Origin of the sequence: Micromonospora sp. NPDC049171, assembly GCF_040648275.1 — a bacterium.
Classification (GTDB): Bacteria; Actinomycetota; Actinomycetes; order Mycobacteriales; family Micromonosporaceae; genus Micromonospora.
The window spans coordinates 44,169-61,644 of record NZ_JBEZDJ010000027.1 but is presented as its reverse complement, the minus strand read 5'-3'; the positions used below and the strand labels follow the sequence as shown (position 1 = coordinate 61,644).

The window sequence follows — 17,476 nt, the reverse complement described above, 5'->3', positions numbered from 1 at the left end:
CCTCGACTCGGGTTCCCCGAAGTCGGGGTGTCCCAGCGACCCGGATGCCCCGACTTCCAGGAAGCCGAGTCGATCAACCAGGACCCGGCTGGTTGGCCGAGCCGAGCATCAACGTCCGTCCCGTGCCGCTCGCGAATACACCGCCCCGATCGCCCGACGGGACCAGTTCAGCTCGTCGTTCTCGTGGTGGATCTCCGCGATCAACTGCAGGAGGCGGGTCCACACCTGGGCCTGACGCCATTCCGCGAACCGCCGGTAGACGGTCGGCCAGGACACCCCGAAGCTCTCGGGGATCTGCCGCCACGCGCGGTCGGTGCCGGCGACGTACACGATGGCCGCCAGCACCTGCCGGTCGTCCGCGCGGCGCCGGCCGCCACCCTGCGGCCGGCGCACGACCGTGACCGGCACCACCTGCCGGAACAGCTCCCACAGCGCATCCGGGACGAGATGGTGGACGAGCTCGGGCCTGGTCTGCTTGAGCGAATTCATGCCGTCCTGGCCCGTTGTGTGACGACGATGCAGCAGAGGACGACTGTCGCGGTCAGCGGCACCATGACGCTGAGGTGCTCACCCAGCAGGAGGACGGCCCACACCAGGGTCAGCAGCGGCTGGGCGAGTTGAAGCTGGCTGGCCCGGGCCACCCCGATGAGGCCCATGCCGCGATACCAGACCACGAACCCGCCGAACTGCGAGATGGCCGCGAGGTACGCCATACCCCCGATTGCCTCGGCCGTCAGGCGCACCGGCTCCTGCGGAAGCGCGACCGCGCACACGGCGAGGCTGACCGGTGCCGCGAGAACGACCCCCCAGGCGATGACCTGCCAGCCGGGCATGTGCGCGGCGAGCCGCCCGCCTTCCGCGTAGCCGGCGGCGCAGACCAGCAGCGCGCCGAACAGGTAGAGGTCGGCGATCGTTGGCCGGCCGTGGTTCTGCGAGAGGGTGAACGCGATGACCGTGGCCGCGCCTGTCGAAGCGGCCGCCCAGAACAGTTTCGACGGGCGACGCCCGGTGCGTAGCGCGGAGATCGTCGCGGTGGCCATGGGCAGCGCACCGATGACGACGGCCGAGTGGGCCGTGGTCGAGGTCTGCAGAGCGAAGGTGGTGAGCAGCGGGAAGCCGATCACGCAGCCGGCTGCCACCACGGCGAGGGCCGGCCAGTCGCCGGCGGCCGGCAACGGCGTGCGGGTGGCGAGGAGAGCGGTGAGCGCGATGACCGCGGCGAGGACTCCGCGAACCCCGGTGGCACTCCACGGCCCGAACCCGTCGAGCGCCCAGTGGGTCGCCGGGAAACTGAACGAGAAGCTCAGCACACCGAGCGCGGCGAACATCGTCCCGCTCGCGAGTGGTGATATCCGCACCAGGGTGATAGCGCTATTCTCCGTACTCATGTCAAACAGTAGCAGTCCCCGTCTCCTGGCAGAGTCCATCGCAGAGGAAATAGCGCTACTGCCGGAGGGCACCCGCGTCGCGACCCACCGCGAGCTGGTGCGGCGCTTCGCCGCGAGCGGCACCACCGTCTCCGCGGCGCTGGCGTTGCTCGCCCAGCGCGGACTCATCGCACCTCGCCCCGGCGCCGGGACGTACCGCACGGCGGCCCGGCCGGCAGCCCGCACCGGGGACACGTCCTGGCAGGAGGCCGCCCTCGACCCGGTGGGGGCCGAAGGAGCCTCGATCGGTGCCCTGCGTGACTTCCAGGCGCCCGCGCTGCTGCAGACACTGTCGACGGCCGGGCCGGACATCGTCGACCTCAATGGTGGCTACCTTCATCCCGGGCTACAGCCACTGGGCACCCTGGCCACGGCGATGTCGCGTGCGGCCAGACGCACGGAGGCGTGGGACCGCCCGCCCGCCGGCGGGCTGCCCGAGCTGCGCGACTGGTTCGCTGCCGACATCGGCGGCGGCCTCGGTCGTCACGACATCCTGGTCTGCGCGGCGGGGCAGAGTGCGCTGGCCATCGCGCTGCGCGCACTTGCCCAGCCGGGAGATCCGGTCCTCCTGGAATCGCCGACCTACCCGGGCGCCATCGCGGCCGCCCATGCCGCGGGCCTGCGGCCGTTTCCGGTCCCCATGGACGTCCACGGTCTGCACGCGGATCATCTCGACCGGGCCCTCACTCGCACCCGCGCGCGCGTCATCATCGTCCAGCCGCTGTTCCAGAATCCCACCGGGGCAAGCGTCTCGACGGCCCGGCAGGAGGAGATCCGGGCCATCGCCCGCCGGCACGCCGCCTTCGTCATCGAGGATGACTTCGCCCGGCACATGGCGCATGCCGACGCCCCCACCGCGCCGCCGCCGATGGTCGCCGACGACCCGGACGGCACCGTCGTCCACATCAGGTCGCTGACCAAGGTCAGCTCGCCGAACCTGCGCGTCGCGGCGATCGCGGCCCGAGGCCCCGTCCTGGCCCGACTGCGTTCCGCCCACGTCATCGACATGCTGTTCGTGCCCGCTCCGCTGCAACTGACCGCGCTGGAGATGGTGACCGCCCCCGGCTGGAGGCGGGCCCTCAAAGCGCTCAGTGTCGCCCTGGCGCACCGTCGCGAGGTGGCCACCGAGGCCGTTCTGGCGGCCTTCGGCGACCACGCTCTCGCCCGTCGCCCCCGCGGCGGTTACCACCTGTGGGTGTCGCTTCCCGCGCACCTCGACGAGCACCAGCTGGTCCCCGCGGCTCTCGCCAAGGGCGTCGCCATCACACCCGGCACGAACTTCTCGGCCACCGGCAACAGCCTCCGGCATGTCCGGCTCAGCTATGTCGCGGCACCGTCGGCCTCCGACGTCGACGACGCCATCCGCCGGCTCGCGCCGCTGCTCATCGAGCACTGATCCCCAGCCGCCCGGCGATGGCCTCCGCGAAACGCGTCGGCCCGTGGTCGGTGAACGGCAGGTTCAGCGACGGCTCGCACAACTCCAGTTCCAACACGACAGGCGCGCCGTCGAATCCGCGGATCACATCGACCCGGGCGTAGACCAGCGGACGGTCCAGCCCGAGCCGCGCGCCGGCCGCCGCCAGCGCCGCCGAGGCCACGGCGCGTTCATCGTCCGCTGCCCTCCGGGGCGTGCGGCTCTCGAAGGTGGGCACGTTGACCGTGCCGTCCGGCAGGAGCATCGGGCTCTTGCGGATGGCATGGCTGTAGACGCCGCCGAAATAGATCAGGTCCGTCTCACCGTCGCGGTCGACCGATTCGAGGTACGGCTGGAGCAGCGCGACCAGGCCCGCGGAGTGCAGCCGTGCGACGTGGGCGGTCGCGGCGGGCGCGTGGGAGCGGGAGAAACGCTGGACGTCCTTCGAATAGGCGCCCACCGTGGGCTTGACGACGAATTCCGCGGCCTCGGGATGACCGTCGAGGAACTGCCGTACCGCCGTGGACGGGTCGCTACCCGGCCGGACGAACGTGCTGGGCACCACCGGCACGCCGCGGGCGGCGAGATCGGCCATGTACAACTTGTCGAGGCTCCAGCGCACCACCGGCAGCGGGTTGTGGAGATCCGTCACCGCCGCGACACGCTCACACCAGGCGAGGAAGGCCGGTAGGCGATCCACGTACGACCAGGGCGAACGCAGCAGCACCGCGTCGAACCCAGACCAGTCGACGGTCGGATCCTCCCAGTCACACACCTCGGCGACGAGCTCGGCGGTACGGCAGGCGTCACGCAGCAGGGTCATGTCGTAGTCGATCGGAAGGCTGACCTGATCGGTGACCAGAGCGAGTCTGCTCATTGTCGGAACCCCTTCACCATGGGAGTGATTCGCCGAGGTGGAGATAGCTGCCGGTCGGCCCGTCCGAGCCGAGCAGGGCCATGTCGACGCTCGTCTTCGCGCCGACGGCGACCTCGAGGTCGCCCGCGCCGTCGTTCAGGTCCGTCCTGGTGTAGCCCGGGTGCACCGAGTTGACCTTGATCGGTGTGTCGCGCAGCTCGTACGCCAGGTGCACCGTCCAGGAGTTCACCGCGCTCTTGGAGGCGCTGTAGGCGGGCAGCGACTTGAAGGCATCGCTGTACACGTATGAGGTCGGGTCGCTCTGTCTGGTCAGCGAGCCCAACAGGCTGGAAACGTTGACGATGCGGCCCGCCGTGGATCGGCGCAGGAGCGGCAGGAAGGCCGCCGTCACCTCGACGACGCCGAACAGGTTGGTGTCGAAGGTCTGGCGCCACTGATCCATGGGTTGCTCGGAGGGCCGCTTGCCGTACTTCTCGACGCGGATGCCCGCGTTGTTGACCAGGATGTCCAGCCGGCCGTACTTCGCACCGACGTTGTCGGCGGCCTCGGCGATCGTGTCCGGCGCGGTGACGTCCAGGACGAGCGGTGCGACGTCGAGGCCCATGCTTCGCAGGCTCGCCGTGGCTTCCGTCACCGCCTCCGGGCGGCGACCGGCGACCAGGGTGTGTACGCCGTTCTCCGCGAGCTGCCGAGCGATCTCACGGCCGATGCCGCGGTTGGCGCCGGTGACGAGCGCCACCTTCGAGGGGATCAGGGACAAGGCTTACTCCTCACTACCAGATCAGTGACAGGAACTTGGCGATCGGTGGACCGAAGCGGGCGACGTCCACCAGGAAAGCGTCGTGCCCCTCGTCCGACTCCAGCGCCTTGAACTGCACCTCCGTTCCGCCCTCACGGAGACCGTCCGCGATCTGGCGTTGCTGGTGCAGCGGGAACAGCGTGTCGGTCTCCACCCCGATTACCAGTGCGGCGTCCAGGCTCAGCCCGGCCAGCGCCGTTTCCGGTGTGCCACCGCATGATTCGCCGAGATCGAACAGGTCGATGCACCTGCTCAGGTAGAGGTAGCTGTTGGGATCGAAGTGGTGGGCGAAGCGGTCCGCGTGTGCCTGGAGGTAGCCCTCGACTCGGAACTCAGGGTCGAAGGGGCAGTTGTCCGTCCCGCGTTTGCCGGTGAGCCGGGCACGGCCGAAGCGCTGGTCCCACTCCCGCGCCGAGCGGTAGGTCATCATGCCGAGCTTGCGCGCGAGGCGCATCCCGGACCGCGGGTAGTGCAGGATGTCATCGCGATAGCGCCCCTGCGACCACCGGGGGTCGGACCGAATCGCCTCGCGCTGCAGTGAGCGGACGGCGATGGCGTAGGGCAGCGAGTGCACCGCCCCGGAGATGTTGATGAGGTTGCGCGCCAGACCGGGATGGCGAACCAGGAGGGAGAGCGCGCTCATCCCGCCCATGGACGCCCCAACGACGCAGCTGAGCGTGTCGAACCCCAGGGCGCGGACCAGCACCGCGGCGGCGTCGGCGATGTCCTCGATGGACAGTGATGGGAACGTCATCCCGTAGGGCTCGCCGGTGGCGGGGTCGACCGAGGCCGGCCCGGTGGAACCCTTGCAGCTGCCCAGGGCGTTCACGCAGATCACGTACCACCTGTCCGTGTCGATCGGCCGGCCCGGCCCCACCATGTGCTCCCACCAGCCGGGAGTGGGGTCCTCGTCGTGCGCGGCGACGTGCGCGTCAGGGGACATGCCGGTGAGGACCAGGACGACGTTGTCGCGTGCCTCGTTCAAGCGCCCCACCGCCTCGTACGCGACCCGCGCTCCGTCGAGCACCCCGCCGCTCTTCATGGCGAAGCCGTCGGGCAGTGTGACGAAACGGGTGGCCGCCGGAATGAACTCCCTCATGCGCGGTCCCGATCAGGCGCTGTCGCGGCCGACGTCCTGGGCGGCGAGCCAATCGTCATCCGACTCCTCGTTCATGCCGTCGAACAGGAAGGTGGACAGGTAGCGCTCGCCGGTGTCGGGAAGCATCGCGAGCAGCACCGAACCATCCGGTGCCGTCTCGGCGGTCCGCAGCGCCGTGGCCAGGGTCGCGCCAGCCGATATGCCGACGAAGATGCCCTCCTCGGCGGCGAGGCGGCGTGCGGTGTCGCGCGCCACGACCTCGTCCATCGTCACGAGCTCGTCGATGACGGTCTGGTCCAGGACACTGGGCACGAAGTTGGGGGCCAGACCCTGGATCTGGTGCACGTTCCATTCCTTGCCGGCCAGGACTGCGGCATTCTCCGGCTCCAGAACGACGATGCGTACGTCGGGGCGCGCCACCTTGAGCATCTGGCCGACGCCGGTCAGCGTCCCGGTGGTGCCGAAGCCCGTGACGAAGTAGTCCAGGCGCTTGCCCGCGAAGTCGCCGAGGATCTCGGCAGCGGTGGTCTCCCGGTGGTACGCCGGATTGGCCGGGTTGTCGAACTGCCGGGCCCGGAACCAGCCATGTTTCTCGGCCAGCTCGTCGGCGATCTGGTTACCGCCGCTGCTGCCGAGGGCTCCGGGGAAGAGGATCACCTTTCCGCCGTACGCGCGGATGAGCTTGCGCCGCTCTCTGGAGTAGGTGTCGCCCATTACCGCCACGAACCGGTAGCCGCGGGCGGCGGCCACCATCGCGAAGGCGATGCCGACGTTGCCCGAGGTGCACTCCACGATCGTGTCGCCGGGTTTGAGCATCCCGGTGGCCTCGGCGTGCAGGATCACGCCCAGGGCGAGGCGGTCTTTGACCGAACCACCGGGGTTGAACGACTCGACCTTCACATAGACCGAGGTGTGCGCCGGGGCCATCCGGTGGAGCCGGACGATCGGGGTACGGCCGATCGTGTCGAGGATGCTGTCGTAGAGGGGCATTGCGCGAACCGTCCTTCGTCGTCAGGCCGCGACGAACGCGGGGGAGACCATGTCAAGGATCACGGCGAGAGCTTGCTCGATCTGCTCCTCGTCCGCCGGGGCGTTGAACTCGGCCAGCTCGACGCCGATCAGACGTTCCCTCGGAACAGCGTCGAAGATCGCCCGGATCTGCGCGGGCAGCAGGCCGTCGGCCACCGTGTAGTCCGCGGGGACAGCGCCCGGGTCCATGACGTCCCAGTCGATGTGCACCCATACCCGTGCGTCACCGATGGCGGCCAGGACGTTCTCCGCAGTCGTCTGGCTCGGGGGGATGACGCGTACTCCAGCGGCTTCGATGAGCTTCCGCTCGCCCGGGTCGACGTCGCGGGTACCGACCAGGATCGCCTGCTCGGGCTTCAGTCCGGCGCCGTGGCCGCTGTCCCACAGGCCACATGCGCCGGACAACACCATGCCGCCGAGGTAGCCGCTGTCCGTCGTGTCCGGGGTGTTGAAGTCGCCGTGCGCGTCGATGTAGAGCACGACCGCGTCCGGAAACCGCCGGGCGACAACCGGCAGCGTGGCGAGACTGACGGAGCACGTGTTGTTCAGCAGAACCGGAAGGTTCCCGCCGTCAAGGCTCGTGGTGACCGCTCTCGCCATCGAGTCCAGCGTCTGGCGGGCCTGGGGCAGGCTCTGGGTCCAGTCGTCGTCCACCGCCGGGGCGGGTTTCCCGATGTACTGCGCGGAGAGCCCGTAGCGCTCCGCCAGGGCCTGCGCGGTACGAGCAGCGCCCTCGATCATCCGCGCCGCTCGGTCCGCCACCCGTCCCTGGGAGACGATGAGGTCGATCATCAAGAAGCATCCTTCCTGGCCGGAGCATGGTCGTGACCGCCGGAGAACGAGGCGGTGTCGTGCTGGCCCGACGCGAACGGGCACCGATCTGCCCGCTCGTCGGCAGCCTCGGCGAGGCTGTACTGAAGCCACTCGAGCGCACCGCTGCCGTACGAACTCAGGTGCGGCGAGTGGGGAGTGCCGTCGTAGCGGCCGATGCGGTCGCGGATGTTGGCGCGTACCTTGCGGCCGCTGGGCGTGTCACCGGCAAAGACGTCGAACCGCGCACGCGGGTTGATGACGATGACGAAGTGGGCGCCGAGATTGCGGCTGCGCCGTTTCCGGTGTGCCGGGCTGCTCATGTTGCAGAAGAGGGGCATGCCGTTGAAGCACATCGACCACCCGGGGGAGTCGGGTTCCCTCGCCACCTCGTCCGGCCAGGGGGCGGGGTCGAGGTCGTGGAGGTCGTGGAGGATCCGCCAGCCGAAGGCGTGGTACTCCTCGACGGTCCGCGCCCGCACCGCATCCGTCGCGAACGCCACCACCAGGGGACTCGCGGTGTCGAGGCGGCCGTCCCAGCGGTTGGCGAGCTCGACATAGCGCCGGAGTCCTTCGGCAAGGCGTCTGGTGCCCACCCCGTCCGCGCTGTCGACGAAGATGAAATTGACGATCTTCTTCCTGAATGCGTTCCGCGAGAAGATGCACGGAAAGTCGGGATCGTTGAGCCGAAGACTGAGATCTTCGAATGCGGAGCGACGCCAGCCTCGGGCCCGCTCGGCCACATGCTCCTGTGTCAGCAGGATTTCTTCGTCGTTGGAGATGTGCAATATGGATAGTCCTTCCCCGTAAATGGTCCTGGCGCACGCCGTTGCGGCGGACTCGATTTTGCGCATGCGGAATCGAGGCCCGCGGCGAGTGGGCCTACGGCCGTCGCAACGGCGGTGAGGATCAACAGGATCGAGTGGGAGCGACTGGTGGAGGTCTTCAGACCGACGCCGTCGTCGGTCCGGTGCCAGGTCAGCTCAGGTTTTCGACCGAGTCTGCGGCACCGCGTGCGACGCAACCTTTGGGTCGCATCCACCAGGGCGATTAACCGACTCCCGGCTGGCGAGCGATTACAGGACAGTTTCGTCGTTGCCTTCGACAGGAGAAATCCTGGCCCATCTCACCCGGGTCGTCAACCCGTCCGAGTGCTGTCTCTCGTGTTTATTTTGGTGACCAGGACGCGATGTCCGTTTCCTTCAGACATCGGTACCAATCAGCGTGGTGGAAATTCGAGGTGGGCGTTCATCGCGACCAAAAGGGTTATCTCGCGCGGGGCGGCAACCGGTGTGCCAACGATGAAATCCAGGTGAATCGGATATGGCGTTTTGTGCGATCGGGGAAACCGCTCGGGCAGGTGGGATGCAGGCCCGCCGAGGGCACCGTCGCAACCGGACTCGGTCAGGGCCTCATCCTGCTGCCGCGCCCTGGTGGACGTGGACGGTCAGCGCGATCGGCACCGAGTTCTCCGATTCCCGGCTACGGGTGATCCAGGACGTGGTCGCCAGTGCGATCTTCGGTGTGATCCTGCGGGAACGCGAGGGCTCCACCCACCACGACCGCCGACGCGGCGTCAGGCCGAGTCGTCGATGACGGCGCGGAAGCGACTCGCCAGGCGGATGGCCCGACCATTTGCCGACATGATTCGGGCTTGCTGGACGGGGTGACCGTGCGCGGCGGCGAGGCCGGCCAGGTGCCCGGCCACCGCGGTGCCGACTCCGCGACCCTGCCACGCGTCGGCGATCAACAGGGCGATCTCTGGCGGTCCGCAGTCCTGCCACAACAGGTGGGCGAGACCGATCAGCCCTGGCCGCTGTGGACCGGCGATGAGAAACGTGTAGCCGCGATCGGGGTCGATCAGGTGCCGCCACTCGGCGTGGCGGATCCGGTCTCGCGACGCGTGGTAGCGGGCCCTGCGGCTCTCGGCGGAGCATTCCCAGCGGTGCAGGTGGTTGACCGCGTCGAGGTCGGTGAGAGTGGCCCGGCGCAGGTGCAGTCGAAGCCCGCCAGCTGTCATCAGGTCCACGTCGTCGTGCTGACTATCGATGAGGAGCCCCTGCTGCACGGATCTCCTTGAGGGCTGGTAGCGAAGGACGGCAGCGCCAACGTCAGGCGCACCACGTACCGAGTGACCGAGACTGGTCTCCGGACGAGCTGGAGAACGTTTTCCCGCTGAACCGCCGCGGGCCCAGGTTCGTGAACTCAGCGCAAGACTTCGGTGCCGGAGAATGTGAGGAAGACGTGAGAGTTCTTGTCGTGGGTGCCACCCAGGGCATTGGTCGCGAGCTGGCCGCCGAGTACGCCCGGCGGGGCAACGAGGTGGTCATTACCGGACGGGCGGTCCAGCGGGCCGAGGCCGAGGCGGCACGGCTCGAAGCCGAGACCGGAAGCCCGGTGTCCGGGTCGGGGCTCGACCTGTCCCGGCCGGACTCGGTGGCGGACGCGCTCCGGAATGTGGGGCCGGTCGATCGTCTCGCCGTCGCGGGAATGATTCGGGACAGCAACACCGTGGCGTCCTTCGCGATCCCGGCGGCGGTGGAGCTGGCGACCACCAAAATCGTCGGCTACGCGGCGGTGGTGGCGGCCCTGCACGGGCGACTCGCACCCGATGCCGCCGTACTGCTGTTCGGCGGAATGGCGAAGGACCGGCCCTATCCGGGTTCCACCGTGCTGTCCACCGTCAACGCCGGCATTGTCGGCCTGGTGCGCACCCTGAGCGTGGAACTCGCGCCGGTGCGGGTCAACTCGATCCACCCCGGTGCTGTCGCCGACAGCCCCGCCTGGGTGGACAACCAGGCCGTCCTCGAGCCCCTGCGCAGGGTCTCCCTGACCGGGGAACTGCCCACCATGCGGCACATCGTCGACGGGTGCGTGTTCCTGCTGGAGAACCCGGCGGCCAACGGCGTCAATCTCACCCTCGATGCCGGACGGGCATAGCGCGACCGCGAGCGTGCGCGCCGCTGGACCGGGAGGGTTGGTACGCCCTCCCGGTCCAGCAGCCCCGGCGATCCGTGGTCAGCGATCGTCGACGCGGCCGGTCAGCGGGCCGACGGCCCGCTGGAGCCACCGACGGTCTGGTGCCGGGCGGTTGGGGAGTGCGACCAGGTGCCGATGGCGCCAGCAGGAACGTCGGCCGCCTCCCTCGTGCCGAGGTCGTAGGCGTCCTCGGCGTGCAGGATCTGGTCGACCCCGGTGACCTCGTCCGAACGCGTCACCCGGAAACCGATGGTCACATCAATGATCTTGACCAGCAGCCAGGTCAGCACCAGGGAGTACGCCGCGACGGCGAAGGCGCCGATGGCCTGCTTCAGCAACTGGCCCGCGCCAGCACCGGCCACGAGGCCGTCTGTCACGTCGAAGACCCCGATGAGAAGGGTGCCGAGAACACCGCCGACCGCATGCACAGCCACGACGTCCAGCGAGTCGTCGTAGCCGAACCGGTCCTTCAGACCGACGGCCCAGGCGCAGCCGACGCCGGCGATGACGCCGATGGCGATCGCGCCCCAGATGTTCACGACCGCGCAGGCCGGGGTGATGGCCACCAGGCCGGCGACCGCTCCCGAGGCAGCGCCCAGCGAGGTGAAACCGCCCTTGCGGACCCGCTCCCACACGAGCCAGCCGAGCAGACCGGCACCGGCTGCCACCTGCGTGTTCATGAAGGCGACGCTGGCGGTGCCGTTCGCGGCGAGGGCCGATCCGGCGTTGAACCCGAACCAACCGAACCACAGCAGGCCCGAGCCGAGCATCACGAGGGGCAGACTGTGCGCCCGCATCGACTCGCGCCGGAAACCGACCCGGTTGCCGAGCACCAGTAGCGCACCGAGGGCGGCCATGCCCGCGTTGATGTGCACCGCCGTGCCTCCGGCGAAGTCCTTCACGCCGAGTTTGAAGATCCAACCGCCGGACTGCCACACCCAGTGGGCAACCGGGAAATAGACCACTGTCACCCACAGGGCGACGAACAGCATCCACGCGCCGAACCTGGCGCGGTCGGCGATCGCTCCGCTGATCAGCGCCGGCGTGATGACGGCGAACATCATCTGGAAGACGGCGAAGGCGAGCACCGGAACGCTGCCGGTCAACGTGGTGTCCGAGATTCCGCTCATGCCCACGTTGGACAGGTCACCGAGAAGCCCGCGCCCGCCCACGTCCTCGCCGAAGGCGATCGAGTATCCGTAGGCCACCCAGAGAACGCTGACGATGCCCAGGCTGACGAAGCTCATCAGCAGCATGTTGACCACGCTCTTCGCGCGAACCATGCCGCCGTAGAAGAACGCCAGTCCCGGGGTCATCAGCATGACCAGCGCGGCGCTGGTCAGGACGAATGCGGTGTCACCCGCGTCGAAGCCTTCTGGCATCGAGGTGCACTCCACGTCTTGAGCGCCGCCGCGTCGAAAGCGGCGGCGGTTGGATTTGGTACGGGAAGAGGGGCCGGTGCCTCAGGCGAGGTCGGCGGCCTCCAGGGCGGTGCAGCAGGTGTCGACGATGAGCCGGGTGACGGTGTACGGGTCGACGTTGGCGTTGGGCCGGCGGTCCTCGATGTAGCCCCTCTTGTCGATCTCCACCTGCCACGGGATGCGGACGGAGGCGCCACGGTCGGAGACGCCGTAGCTGTACTCGCTCCAGGGGGCCGTCTCGTGGGCACCGGTGAGGCGGGCCTCGACGCCGGCGCCGTAGCTGCGGATGTGCTGCAGGGGCTTGTCGCCCCGGCCGAGGGACTCGCAGGCCTCGATGATCGCCGCGTAGTTCTCGCGCATCGCGCCGGTGGAGAAGTTGGTGTGGGCGCCGGCGCCGTTCCAGTCACCCCGTGCGGGCTTGGGCTCGAGGGTGGCGGAGATGCCGAAGTCCTCGGCCGTGCGGTGCAGCAGCCAACGGGCGACCCAGAGCTGGTCGGCGACCTCCAGCGGCGACAGCGGGCCGACCTGGAACTCCCACTGGCCGGGCATGACCTCGGCGTTGATGCCGGAGATGGTCAGGCCGGCGGCCAGGCAGTTGTCCAGGTGCTTCTCGACCACGGCGCGGCCATAGATCTCGTCCGCGCCGACCCCGCAGTAGTAGCCACCCTGCGGGGCCGGGTAGCCGCCGTCGGGGAAGCCCAGCGGGCGGGAGCCCTGGAAGAACGTGTACTCCTGCTCGATGCCGAACAGGGGCTGCTGGGCCGCGAACCGGTCGGCCACCGGGCGCAGCAGGGCCCGGGCGTTCGACTCGTGCGGGGTGCCGTCGATGTTGAACACCTCGCACAGCACCAGCAGGTGCGCCCCGCCGCGGATCGGGTCCGGGTAGGTGGCGACCGGCTCCAGGACCCGGTCGGAGCTGCGGCCCTCGGCCTGGTTGGTGCTGGAGCCGTCGAAGCCCCAGGTACCCGGCTCGACGCCGTCGGCGATGATCTTCGTCTTCGACCGCAGCTTCGCGGTCGGCTCGGTGCCGTCGATCCAGATGTACTCAGCCTTGTAGACCATGTGTCTCTTTCTCCTGTGAACGGGCCGGATGGCCAGTCGAAATCGTGATCGGACGAACGGGCGGCTCAGACCGCCGCGAGCGGCGCGTCCGTTCGCACCAGGTGGGTGTCCGCCGCCGGACTCGCGACGCCCAGCGCCGACGTGAGCAGCGTGACGACCCGGTCGTGTGCGCCTCGCTCGGCGTCGTGCAGCGGGGTGCCTCCCCAGCGGTCCCGCAGAGTTGGATCGGCCCCGCGATCCAGGAGGTACTGGACCACGTCGAGGTTTCCCTCGGAGGCGGCCAGGTGCAGCGCGGTACGTCTGTCGTAGTCGGCGGAGTTGGGGTCCTTTCCCGCCGCCAGCGCGAGCCGGACGTACTCCAGGTCACCGTGGCTGGCGGCCCACAGCAACCGGGTGGTCGACGCCACCTCCTCCTCGTTGCGCCCGCGCCGGGGGTCGCGTTTGCCGGAGTCCTCGCCGGTGGCCAGGGAGTCGTAGACGTGGAAGTTGAACCGGTTGACGAGGTCCGCGCAGAAGGCCACCCCTCGGACGGAGTTGCCCAGCGCGTCGAGGCGCGGCGACCAGACGCAGATGCCCAGCACGCCGGGAACCACGATCATGAGTCCGCCGGAGACGCCGCTCTTCGCCGGCAGACCGATCGTGAAGGCGAACTCCCCGGAGTAGTCGTACATCCCGCACGACGACATCAGGGACAGGCACTTGCGTACGGTGTCGGCGGAGAAGATCCGCTCCCTGGTGAGGGGATTGACGCCGCCGTTGGCCAGCGAGGCGGCCACGACCGACAGCGACCGCGCGTCGACCTCGATCGAGCAGCACTGGAAGTAGAACTCCAGCGTCTCGGTGAGGTCCGTCCCGTCCGGGAAGGCCCGGTGCTCGCGCATGAAGTAGCCGAGGGCGAAGTTCCGGTCGGCCGTGCGGCGTTCCGAGAGGTAGACGGCGTTGTTGAACCCGACCGCGCCGCCACCGGCCAACCTGCGCCACGTCTCGGCGACGTGGTCGAAGCGGTCGGCCATCTCCCAACCGGGGCGCAGCAGCGAGCAGCACATGATGGCCCCGGAATTGATCATCGGGTTGTGCGGGAGCCCCTCGCTGTTCAGCGTCAGCTCGTTGAACCCGCGACCGCTGGGCTCCCGCCCCACATGCCGGTGGACCTGCTCGGCACCGTGCTGTTCCAGCGCGAGACAGTAGTTGATCGGTTTGCAGACCGACTGGACGCAGAAGACGCTCTCCGCGTCTCCCAGGGCCAGGCGCTGCCCATCCGTGGTGCACAACGCGATCCCGAACTTCTCCGGATCGACGCGGCCCAGTTGCGGGATGTAGTCGGCGACCTGGCCCTCGTCGACACCCCGGAGCCCCTCGTAGATCGCGAAGATCTCCGTTCGGAGCGCGGCGAAGTCTGGAATGACGAGATCCCCGCGAAGCGCTTTCTCGATGACGCCGCCGCCCGCCCTGCACAGTGCGACGAAGCGGGTCAGGTCGATGCGTGTCGGCCCGTCGGCGCCCACGGCGGGACGCAGTTCGCCCCAGACCTGGGCCAGACGCGGATCAGCGTCCGAGATCCCCGAGGCGCGCAGCCGGTTGGCAAGGTCGGCCAACGAGACGGTGCCCTGCGGGTCGACGGTGAAGGAGGCGAACAGCTTCCCGTATTCACCGGCTCCGGAATCGTCGGCGAGTGACGGTTTGACGGGGTTGCCCGACCACGCCTGCTCGATGCGACGCGCCGTGGTTCGGGGTTTCTTTATCGTGGGCATGACGTGGCTCGACCACTCCGTAGAAAGTTTGTGTCAGTGCGGCCACCGGCGTATTTACTCGCGCCTCCGGGCATTCGACCGGCCAGCCTCGCACATTCGGAAGGCTACGGGCGGCCAGTGCACATTCGCTTGATTCCGACTGACCAACCGCTGGTCAGAGGGCACGCATCGACATCGGCGCCCGGTCTTGCCGGTCGTCAACTATTCGTCAACCGCGGCCACGTACAACTACCAACCCGTGACCGGCCTCATCCTCGGCCCAGGAATGTTCACGGCGAACCAGGGCACGTAGGAGCGGACCGATGATTCGAGGAGTGGACATGACAAAGGTCCTGATGGTGTTGACCTCGCACGACCAGTTGGGCGACACCGGGCACAAGACCGGCTTCTGGCTCGAGGAACTGGCCGCGCCCTACTACCGGTTCCGCGACGCGGGGTGGGAGGTCACGCTCGCCTCGCCTCGGGGCGGCCGGGCACCCCTGGACCCGAAGAGCGACGAGCCGGACTTCCAGACCGACCAGACCCGCCGGTTCACGGCGGACGCTGAGGCGCAACGCCAGCTCGACACGACGGTACGGCTCGACTCGGTGTCCGTTGACGACTTCGACACCGTCTTCTACCCGGGCGGCCACGGCCCTCTCTGGGACCTCGCCGAGGACAACGACTCGATCAGGCTGATCGAGCAGGTCGTCGCGGCGGGCAAGCCGATCGCGCTGGTGTGCCACGCTCCGGGCGCGTTGCGGCACTGCGCGACGCCCGACGGCGAGCCCCTGGTCGCCGGGAAGCGCGTCACCGGGTTCACCGACAGCGAGGAGGAGTACATGGGCCTGACCAAGGTGGTGCCCTTCCTCGTCGAGGACGAGCTGGTCGCCAAGGGTGCCGAGTTCTCCAAGGCGGGCAACTTCGAGTCGTACGTGGTGAGCGACGGGCTGCTCGTCACCGGCCAGAACCCGGCCTCCTCGGCTCCGGCGGCGGATCAGCTGATCTCGCTGGTGAGCCGGGCCGGCGCGTAACCTCGATCGTCTCCGTCCGGCGGGACCACTGCGAGGGGCCCGCCGGACGGCCGACATCGATCGGAGCTCAACCTCAGCTGGCCCGTACGGTGTGCACTGCGGAGACCGCGGCGGCGCCTTCACCGACGGCGGTGGCCACCCGTTTGGTGGAGCCGGACCGGATGTCGCCGACCGCGAAGACACGGGCAGCGCTGGTCTGGAACGGCAGCGGCGCCGGGTGCGTGCCGGGAGGCAGCCGGCTGTCGGTCAGCACGAAACCGTCGTCGTCCGTGGCGATGCCCTTCATCCAGTCGGACGCCGGGTCGGCGCCGATGAAGCAGAACAGCCCTCGGCAGACCAACCTCGCGCGTTCGCCCTCCGACGCCACGACGATCGCCGCCAGTGTGTCGTCACCCTGAAGCTCTCGCAGGGTGCTGGTGGTGTGGACGTGGATCTGCGGATGGGCGTGAATCCGGTCGGCCAGGTACGTCGACATCTTCGCCCCGAGGTCGGCCGAGCGCACCACCAGATGCACCGTGCAGCCGCGTGCGGCCAGGGAAAGGGCCGCCTGTCCGGCCGAGTTGGCGCCGCCCACGACCGCCACCGGCTGCGACTCGTAGCCGCGCAGGTCCAGCTCCGTGGCGGCGTACCGGATGCATCCGCTCTGCTCGAACTCCGCCCAGCGCTCGATGTCCAGACGTCGGTAACGCGCTCCGGTGGCGGCGACGACCGCGGACGTCTCGATTCGGGTGCCGTCCGCCAGCTCCACGACGGGCCGCAACTCGTCCGAGACGTCGAGGCCCACCACCGCGCAGGGCGCGTAGATCTGGACGCCGAACTTCAGCGCCTGGATCATCGCCAGCCGCGCCAACTGCTCGCCGCTGACACCCGCGGGGAAGCCGAGGTAGTTCTCGATCCGCGCGCTCTTGGCCGCCTGGCCGCCCAGGCCGGTGCCGTCGAGCAACACGGTGACGAGGCCCTCGGACGCGCCGTAGACCGCCGCGGCCAGCCCCGCCGGCCCGGCGCCGACCACGACCAGGTCGGGGTTGCGCGCCGTGGCGACATAGGTCAGGCCGAGTGCCTCCGCGACAGTGCCCGGGGTGGCGCGATGCAGTACCCGGCCGGCGGTGACCGCGACCGGAAGGTCGTCCTCGCCGACGCCTGCCGTCCGCATGAGCGCCCGCCCGGACAACGAGGCCGCGTCGAGCCAGGCGTGCGGGAGAAGCATCTGGGTCACGTAGGTGCGCAGCTCCAGCGATTCCGCCGCGTGCGGTCGACCGACGATCTCCAGGGCGTTGCCGGCGGCCCCGCGCATCAGTTCACGACGAGCGCGAAACGTCTCGATCAGGACGTCGGCGATGTCGACCTGCTCGGCGAGCACACGGCGCAGTTCCGGGGCCGAGATCCGGACGACAGTCCCGGCCGCGACGACGCGGACCGTGAGGAAGACCTGCTGCCCGGTGAGGAGACTCAGTTCGCCGAGGAACTCGCCTGGGCCGCGCCGGTAGATGAGGCGCTCGGGCTCCAGCGCCGTCGCGTCGCGGACGGCCTCGGCGGTGGCCGTGCGCAACAGGAAGAAGTCGTAGGAGCTGTCGCCGGCGGCGTACAGATCCTGTCCCGGCTGGACCTCTTCCTCGGTGCCGTAGGTGGCGAGGCGGTCGAACTGCTCCGTGTCGAGGACAGGGCCGTCGGCGTCTCCGGTGCTCATGCTCGAACGATAGGTTCCGTCTGTTGACGACGAGTGGATCCCCGACCGGCGGGCGCAGAAGCCCTCCACTCGCTGTCCACCACGGCACGTCAAACTTGTCGAACCGCT

At 69.2% G+C, this 17,476-nt stretch carries 16 protein-coding genes; 3 read left to right on the top strand and 13 right to left on the bottom strand.

Features of this window, described 5'->3' with window-relative positions; all coding sequences use genetic code 11:
* Positions 1–108 precede the first annotated feature (108 nt).
* Together AB0B14_RS29015 and AB0B14_RS29010 are read right to left on the bottom strand one after the other, a co-directional pair.
* Positions 109–489, bottom strand: a complete 381-nt coding sequence (locus AB0B14_RS29015; protein ID WP_357073830.1) for a transposase — start codon at positions 487–489, stop codon at positions 109–111.
* Entirely contained in the window at positions 486–1,388 is a 903-nt protein-coding gene (locus tag AB0B14_RS29010) for a DMT family transporter (protein ID WP_357525261.1), read from the bottom strand. Before AB0B14_RS29010 ends, AB0B14_RS29015 begins: the two co-directional genes overlap by 4 nt.
* Here AB0B14_RS29010 and AB0B14_RS29005 point away from each other — a divergent pair.
* Positions 1,387–2,823 carry a PLP-dependent aminotransferase family protein gene (locus AB0B14_RS29005; protein WP_357525260.1) on the top strand — a complete coding sequence of 479 codons (1,437 nt, stop codon included), beginning with the start codon at positions 1,387–1,389 and terminating at the stop codon, positions 2,821–2,823. The genes AB0B14_RS29010 and AB0B14_RS29005 overlap by 2 nt on opposite strands.
* Here AB0B14_RS29005 and AB0B14_RS29000 read toward each other — a convergent pair.
* From AB0B14_RS29000 to AB0B14_RS28970, 7 genes are all read right to left on the bottom strand, one after another.
* Positions 2,810–3,718: a hypothetical protein gene (locus AB0B14_RS29000; protein ID WP_357073838.1), complete on the bottom strand. Its 909-nt coding sequence runs from the start codon at positions 3,716–3,718 to the stop codon at positions 2,810–2,812. The genes AB0B14_RS29005 and AB0B14_RS29000 overlap by 14 nt on opposite strands.
* Before the next feature lie 13 nt (positions 3,719–3,731).
* A complete protein-coding gene (locus tag AB0B14_RS28995) occupies positions 3,732–4,478 on the bottom strand; it encodes an SDR family oxidoreductase (RefSeq protein WP_357073841.1) in 747 nt (248 codons plus the stop codon).
* 13 nt (positions 4,479–4,491) lie between these two features.
* Entirely contained in the window at positions 4,492–5,616 is a 1,125-nt protein-coding gene (locus AB0B14_RS28990; RefSeq protein WP_357073844.1) for a homoserine O-acetyltransferase, read from the bottom strand.
* 12 nt (positions 5,617–5,628) lie between these two features.
* Positions 5,629–6,606 (bottom strand): cysteine synthase A, encoded by a 978-nt coding sequence (cysK, locus tag AB0B14_RS28985; protein WP_357073847.1) that lies wholly within the window; start codon positions 6,604–6,606, stop codon positions 5,629–5,631.
* Between the two features lie 21 nt (positions 6,607–6,627).
* On the bottom strand, positions 6,628–7,437 hold the full coding sequence (locus AB0B14_RS28980; protein WP_357073850.1) for an arginase family protein: 810 nt from the start codon (positions 7,435–7,437) through the stop codon (positions 6,628–6,630).
* Entirely contained in the window at positions 7,437–8,243 is an 807-nt protein-coding gene (locus tag AB0B14_RS28975) for a YqcI/YcgG family protein (RefSeq protein ID WP_357073853.1), read from the bottom strand. The genes AB0B14_RS28980 and AB0B14_RS28975 overlap by 1 nt, the downstream gene beginning before the upstream one ends.
* 788 nt (positions 8,244–9,031) lie before the next feature.
* Positions 9,032–9,523, bottom strand: coding sequence for a GNAT family N-acetyltransferase (locus AB0B14_RS28970; RefSeq protein WP_357073856.1), 492 nt, complete (start codon positions 9,521–9,523; stop codon positions 9,032–9,034).
* Between the two features lie 176 nt (positions 9,524–9,699).
* Here AB0B14_RS28970 and AB0B14_RS28965 point away from each other — a divergent pair, with 176 nt between their 5' ends.
* Positions 9,700–10,395: an SDR family oxidoreductase gene (locus AB0B14_RS28965; RefSeq protein WP_357073858.1), complete on the top strand. Its 696-nt coding sequence runs from the start codon at positions 9,700–9,702 to the stop codon at positions 10,393–10,395.
* A gap of 101 nt (positions 10,396–10,496) precedes the next feature.
* On the opposite strand, the gene AB0B14_RS28960 is transcribed toward AB0B14_RS28965, so the two are convergent.
* The 3 genes from AB0B14_RS28960 to glsA form a co-directional block, all read right to left on the bottom strand.
* The gene (locus AB0B14_RS28960) at positions 10,497–11,816 is read right to left on the bottom strand and encodes an ammonium transporter (RefSeq protein WP_357073861.1); all 1,320 of its coding nucleotides are present in this window, start codon (positions 11,814–11,816) and stop codon (positions 10,497–10,499) included.
* An 81-nt stretch (positions 11,817–11,897) separates the two neighbouring features.
* Positions 11,898–12,917 carry a glutamine synthetase gene (gene glnII, locus AB0B14_RS28955; RefSeq protein ID WP_357073864.1) on the bottom strand — a complete coding sequence of 340 codons (1,020 nt, stop codon included), beginning with the start codon at positions 12,915–12,917 and terminating at the stop codon, positions 11,898–11,900.
* Between the two features lie 65 nt (positions 12,918–12,982).
* A complete protein-coding gene (gene glsA, locus AB0B14_RS28950) occupies positions 12,983–14,668 on the bottom strand; it encodes a glutaminase A (RefSeq protein ID WP_357073867.1) in 1,686 nt (561 codons plus the stop codon).
* A gap of 320 nt (positions 14,669–14,988) precedes the next feature.
* On the opposite strand from glsA, the gene AB0B14_RS28945 reads away from it, so the two are divergent.
* Positions 14,989–15,681, top strand: coding sequence for a type 1 glutamine amidotransferase domain-containing protein (locus AB0B14_RS28945; protein WP_357525258.1), 693 nt, complete (start codon positions 14,989–14,991; stop codon positions 15,679–15,681).
* Positions 15,682–15,754: 73 nt separating this feature from the next.
* Here AB0B14_RS28945 and AB0B14_RS28940 read toward each other — a convergent pair whose 3' ends face one another.
* On the bottom strand, positions 15,755–17,368 hold the full coding sequence (locus tag AB0B14_RS28940; protein ID WP_357073873.1) for an FAD-dependent oxidoreductase: 1,614 nt from the start codon (positions 17,366–17,368) through the stop codon (positions 15,755–15,757).
* Positions 17,369–17,476 lie beyond the last annotated feature (108 nt).

Excerpts from the sequence above, each read along its gene's own strand:
- AB0B14_RS29015 (WP_357073830.1), bottom strand. The coding sequence starts at position 489 with ATGAATTCGCTCAAGCAGACCAGGCCCGAGCTCGTCCACCATCTCGTC.
- AB0B14_RS29005 (WP_357525260.1), top strand. The coding sequence starts at position 1,387 with ATGTCAAACAGTAGCAGTCCCCGTCTCCTGGCAGAGTCCATCGCAGAG.
- AB0B14_RS29010 (WP_357525261.1), bottom strand. The coding sequence starts at position 1,388 with ATGAGTACGGAGAATAGCGCTATCACCCTGGTGCGGATATCACCACTC.
- AB0B14_RS29000 (WP_357073838.1), bottom strand. The coding sequence starts at position 3,718 with ATGAGCAGACTCGCTCTGGTCACCGATCAGGTCAGCCTTCCGATCGAC.
- AB0B14_RS28990 (WP_357073844.1), bottom strand. The coding sequence starts at position 5,616 with ATGAGGGAGTTCATTCCGGCGGCCACCCGTTTCGTCACACTGCCCGAC.
- cysK (WP_357073847.1), bottom strand. The coding sequence starts at position 6,606 with ATGCCCCTCTACGACAGCATCCTCGACACGATCGGCCGTACCCCGATC.
- AB0B14_RS28980 (WP_357073850.1), bottom strand. The coding sequence starts at position 7,437 with ATGATCGACCTCATCGTCTCCCAGGGACGGGTGGCGGACCGAGCGGCG.
- AB0B14_RS28960 (WP_357073861.1), bottom strand. The coding sequence starts at position 11,816 with ATGCCAGAAGGCTTCGACGCGGGTGACACCGCATTCGTCCTGACCAGC.
- glnII (WP_357073864.1), bottom strand. The coding sequence starts at position 12,917 with ATGGTCTACAAGGCTGAGTACATCTGGATCGACGGCACCGAGCCGACC.
- glsA (WP_357073867.1), bottom strand. The coding sequence starts at position 14,668 with ATGCCCACGATAAAGAAACCCCGAACCACGGCGCGTCGCATCGAGCAG.
- AB0B14_RS28945 (WP_357525258.1), top strand. The coding sequence starts at position 14,989 with ATGACAAAGGTCCTGATGGTGTTGACCTCGCACGACCAGTTGGGCGAC.
- AB0B14_RS28940 (WP_357073873.1), bottom strand. The coding sequence starts at position 17,368 with ATGAGCACCGGAGACGCCGACGGCCCTGTCCTCGACACGGAGCAGTTC.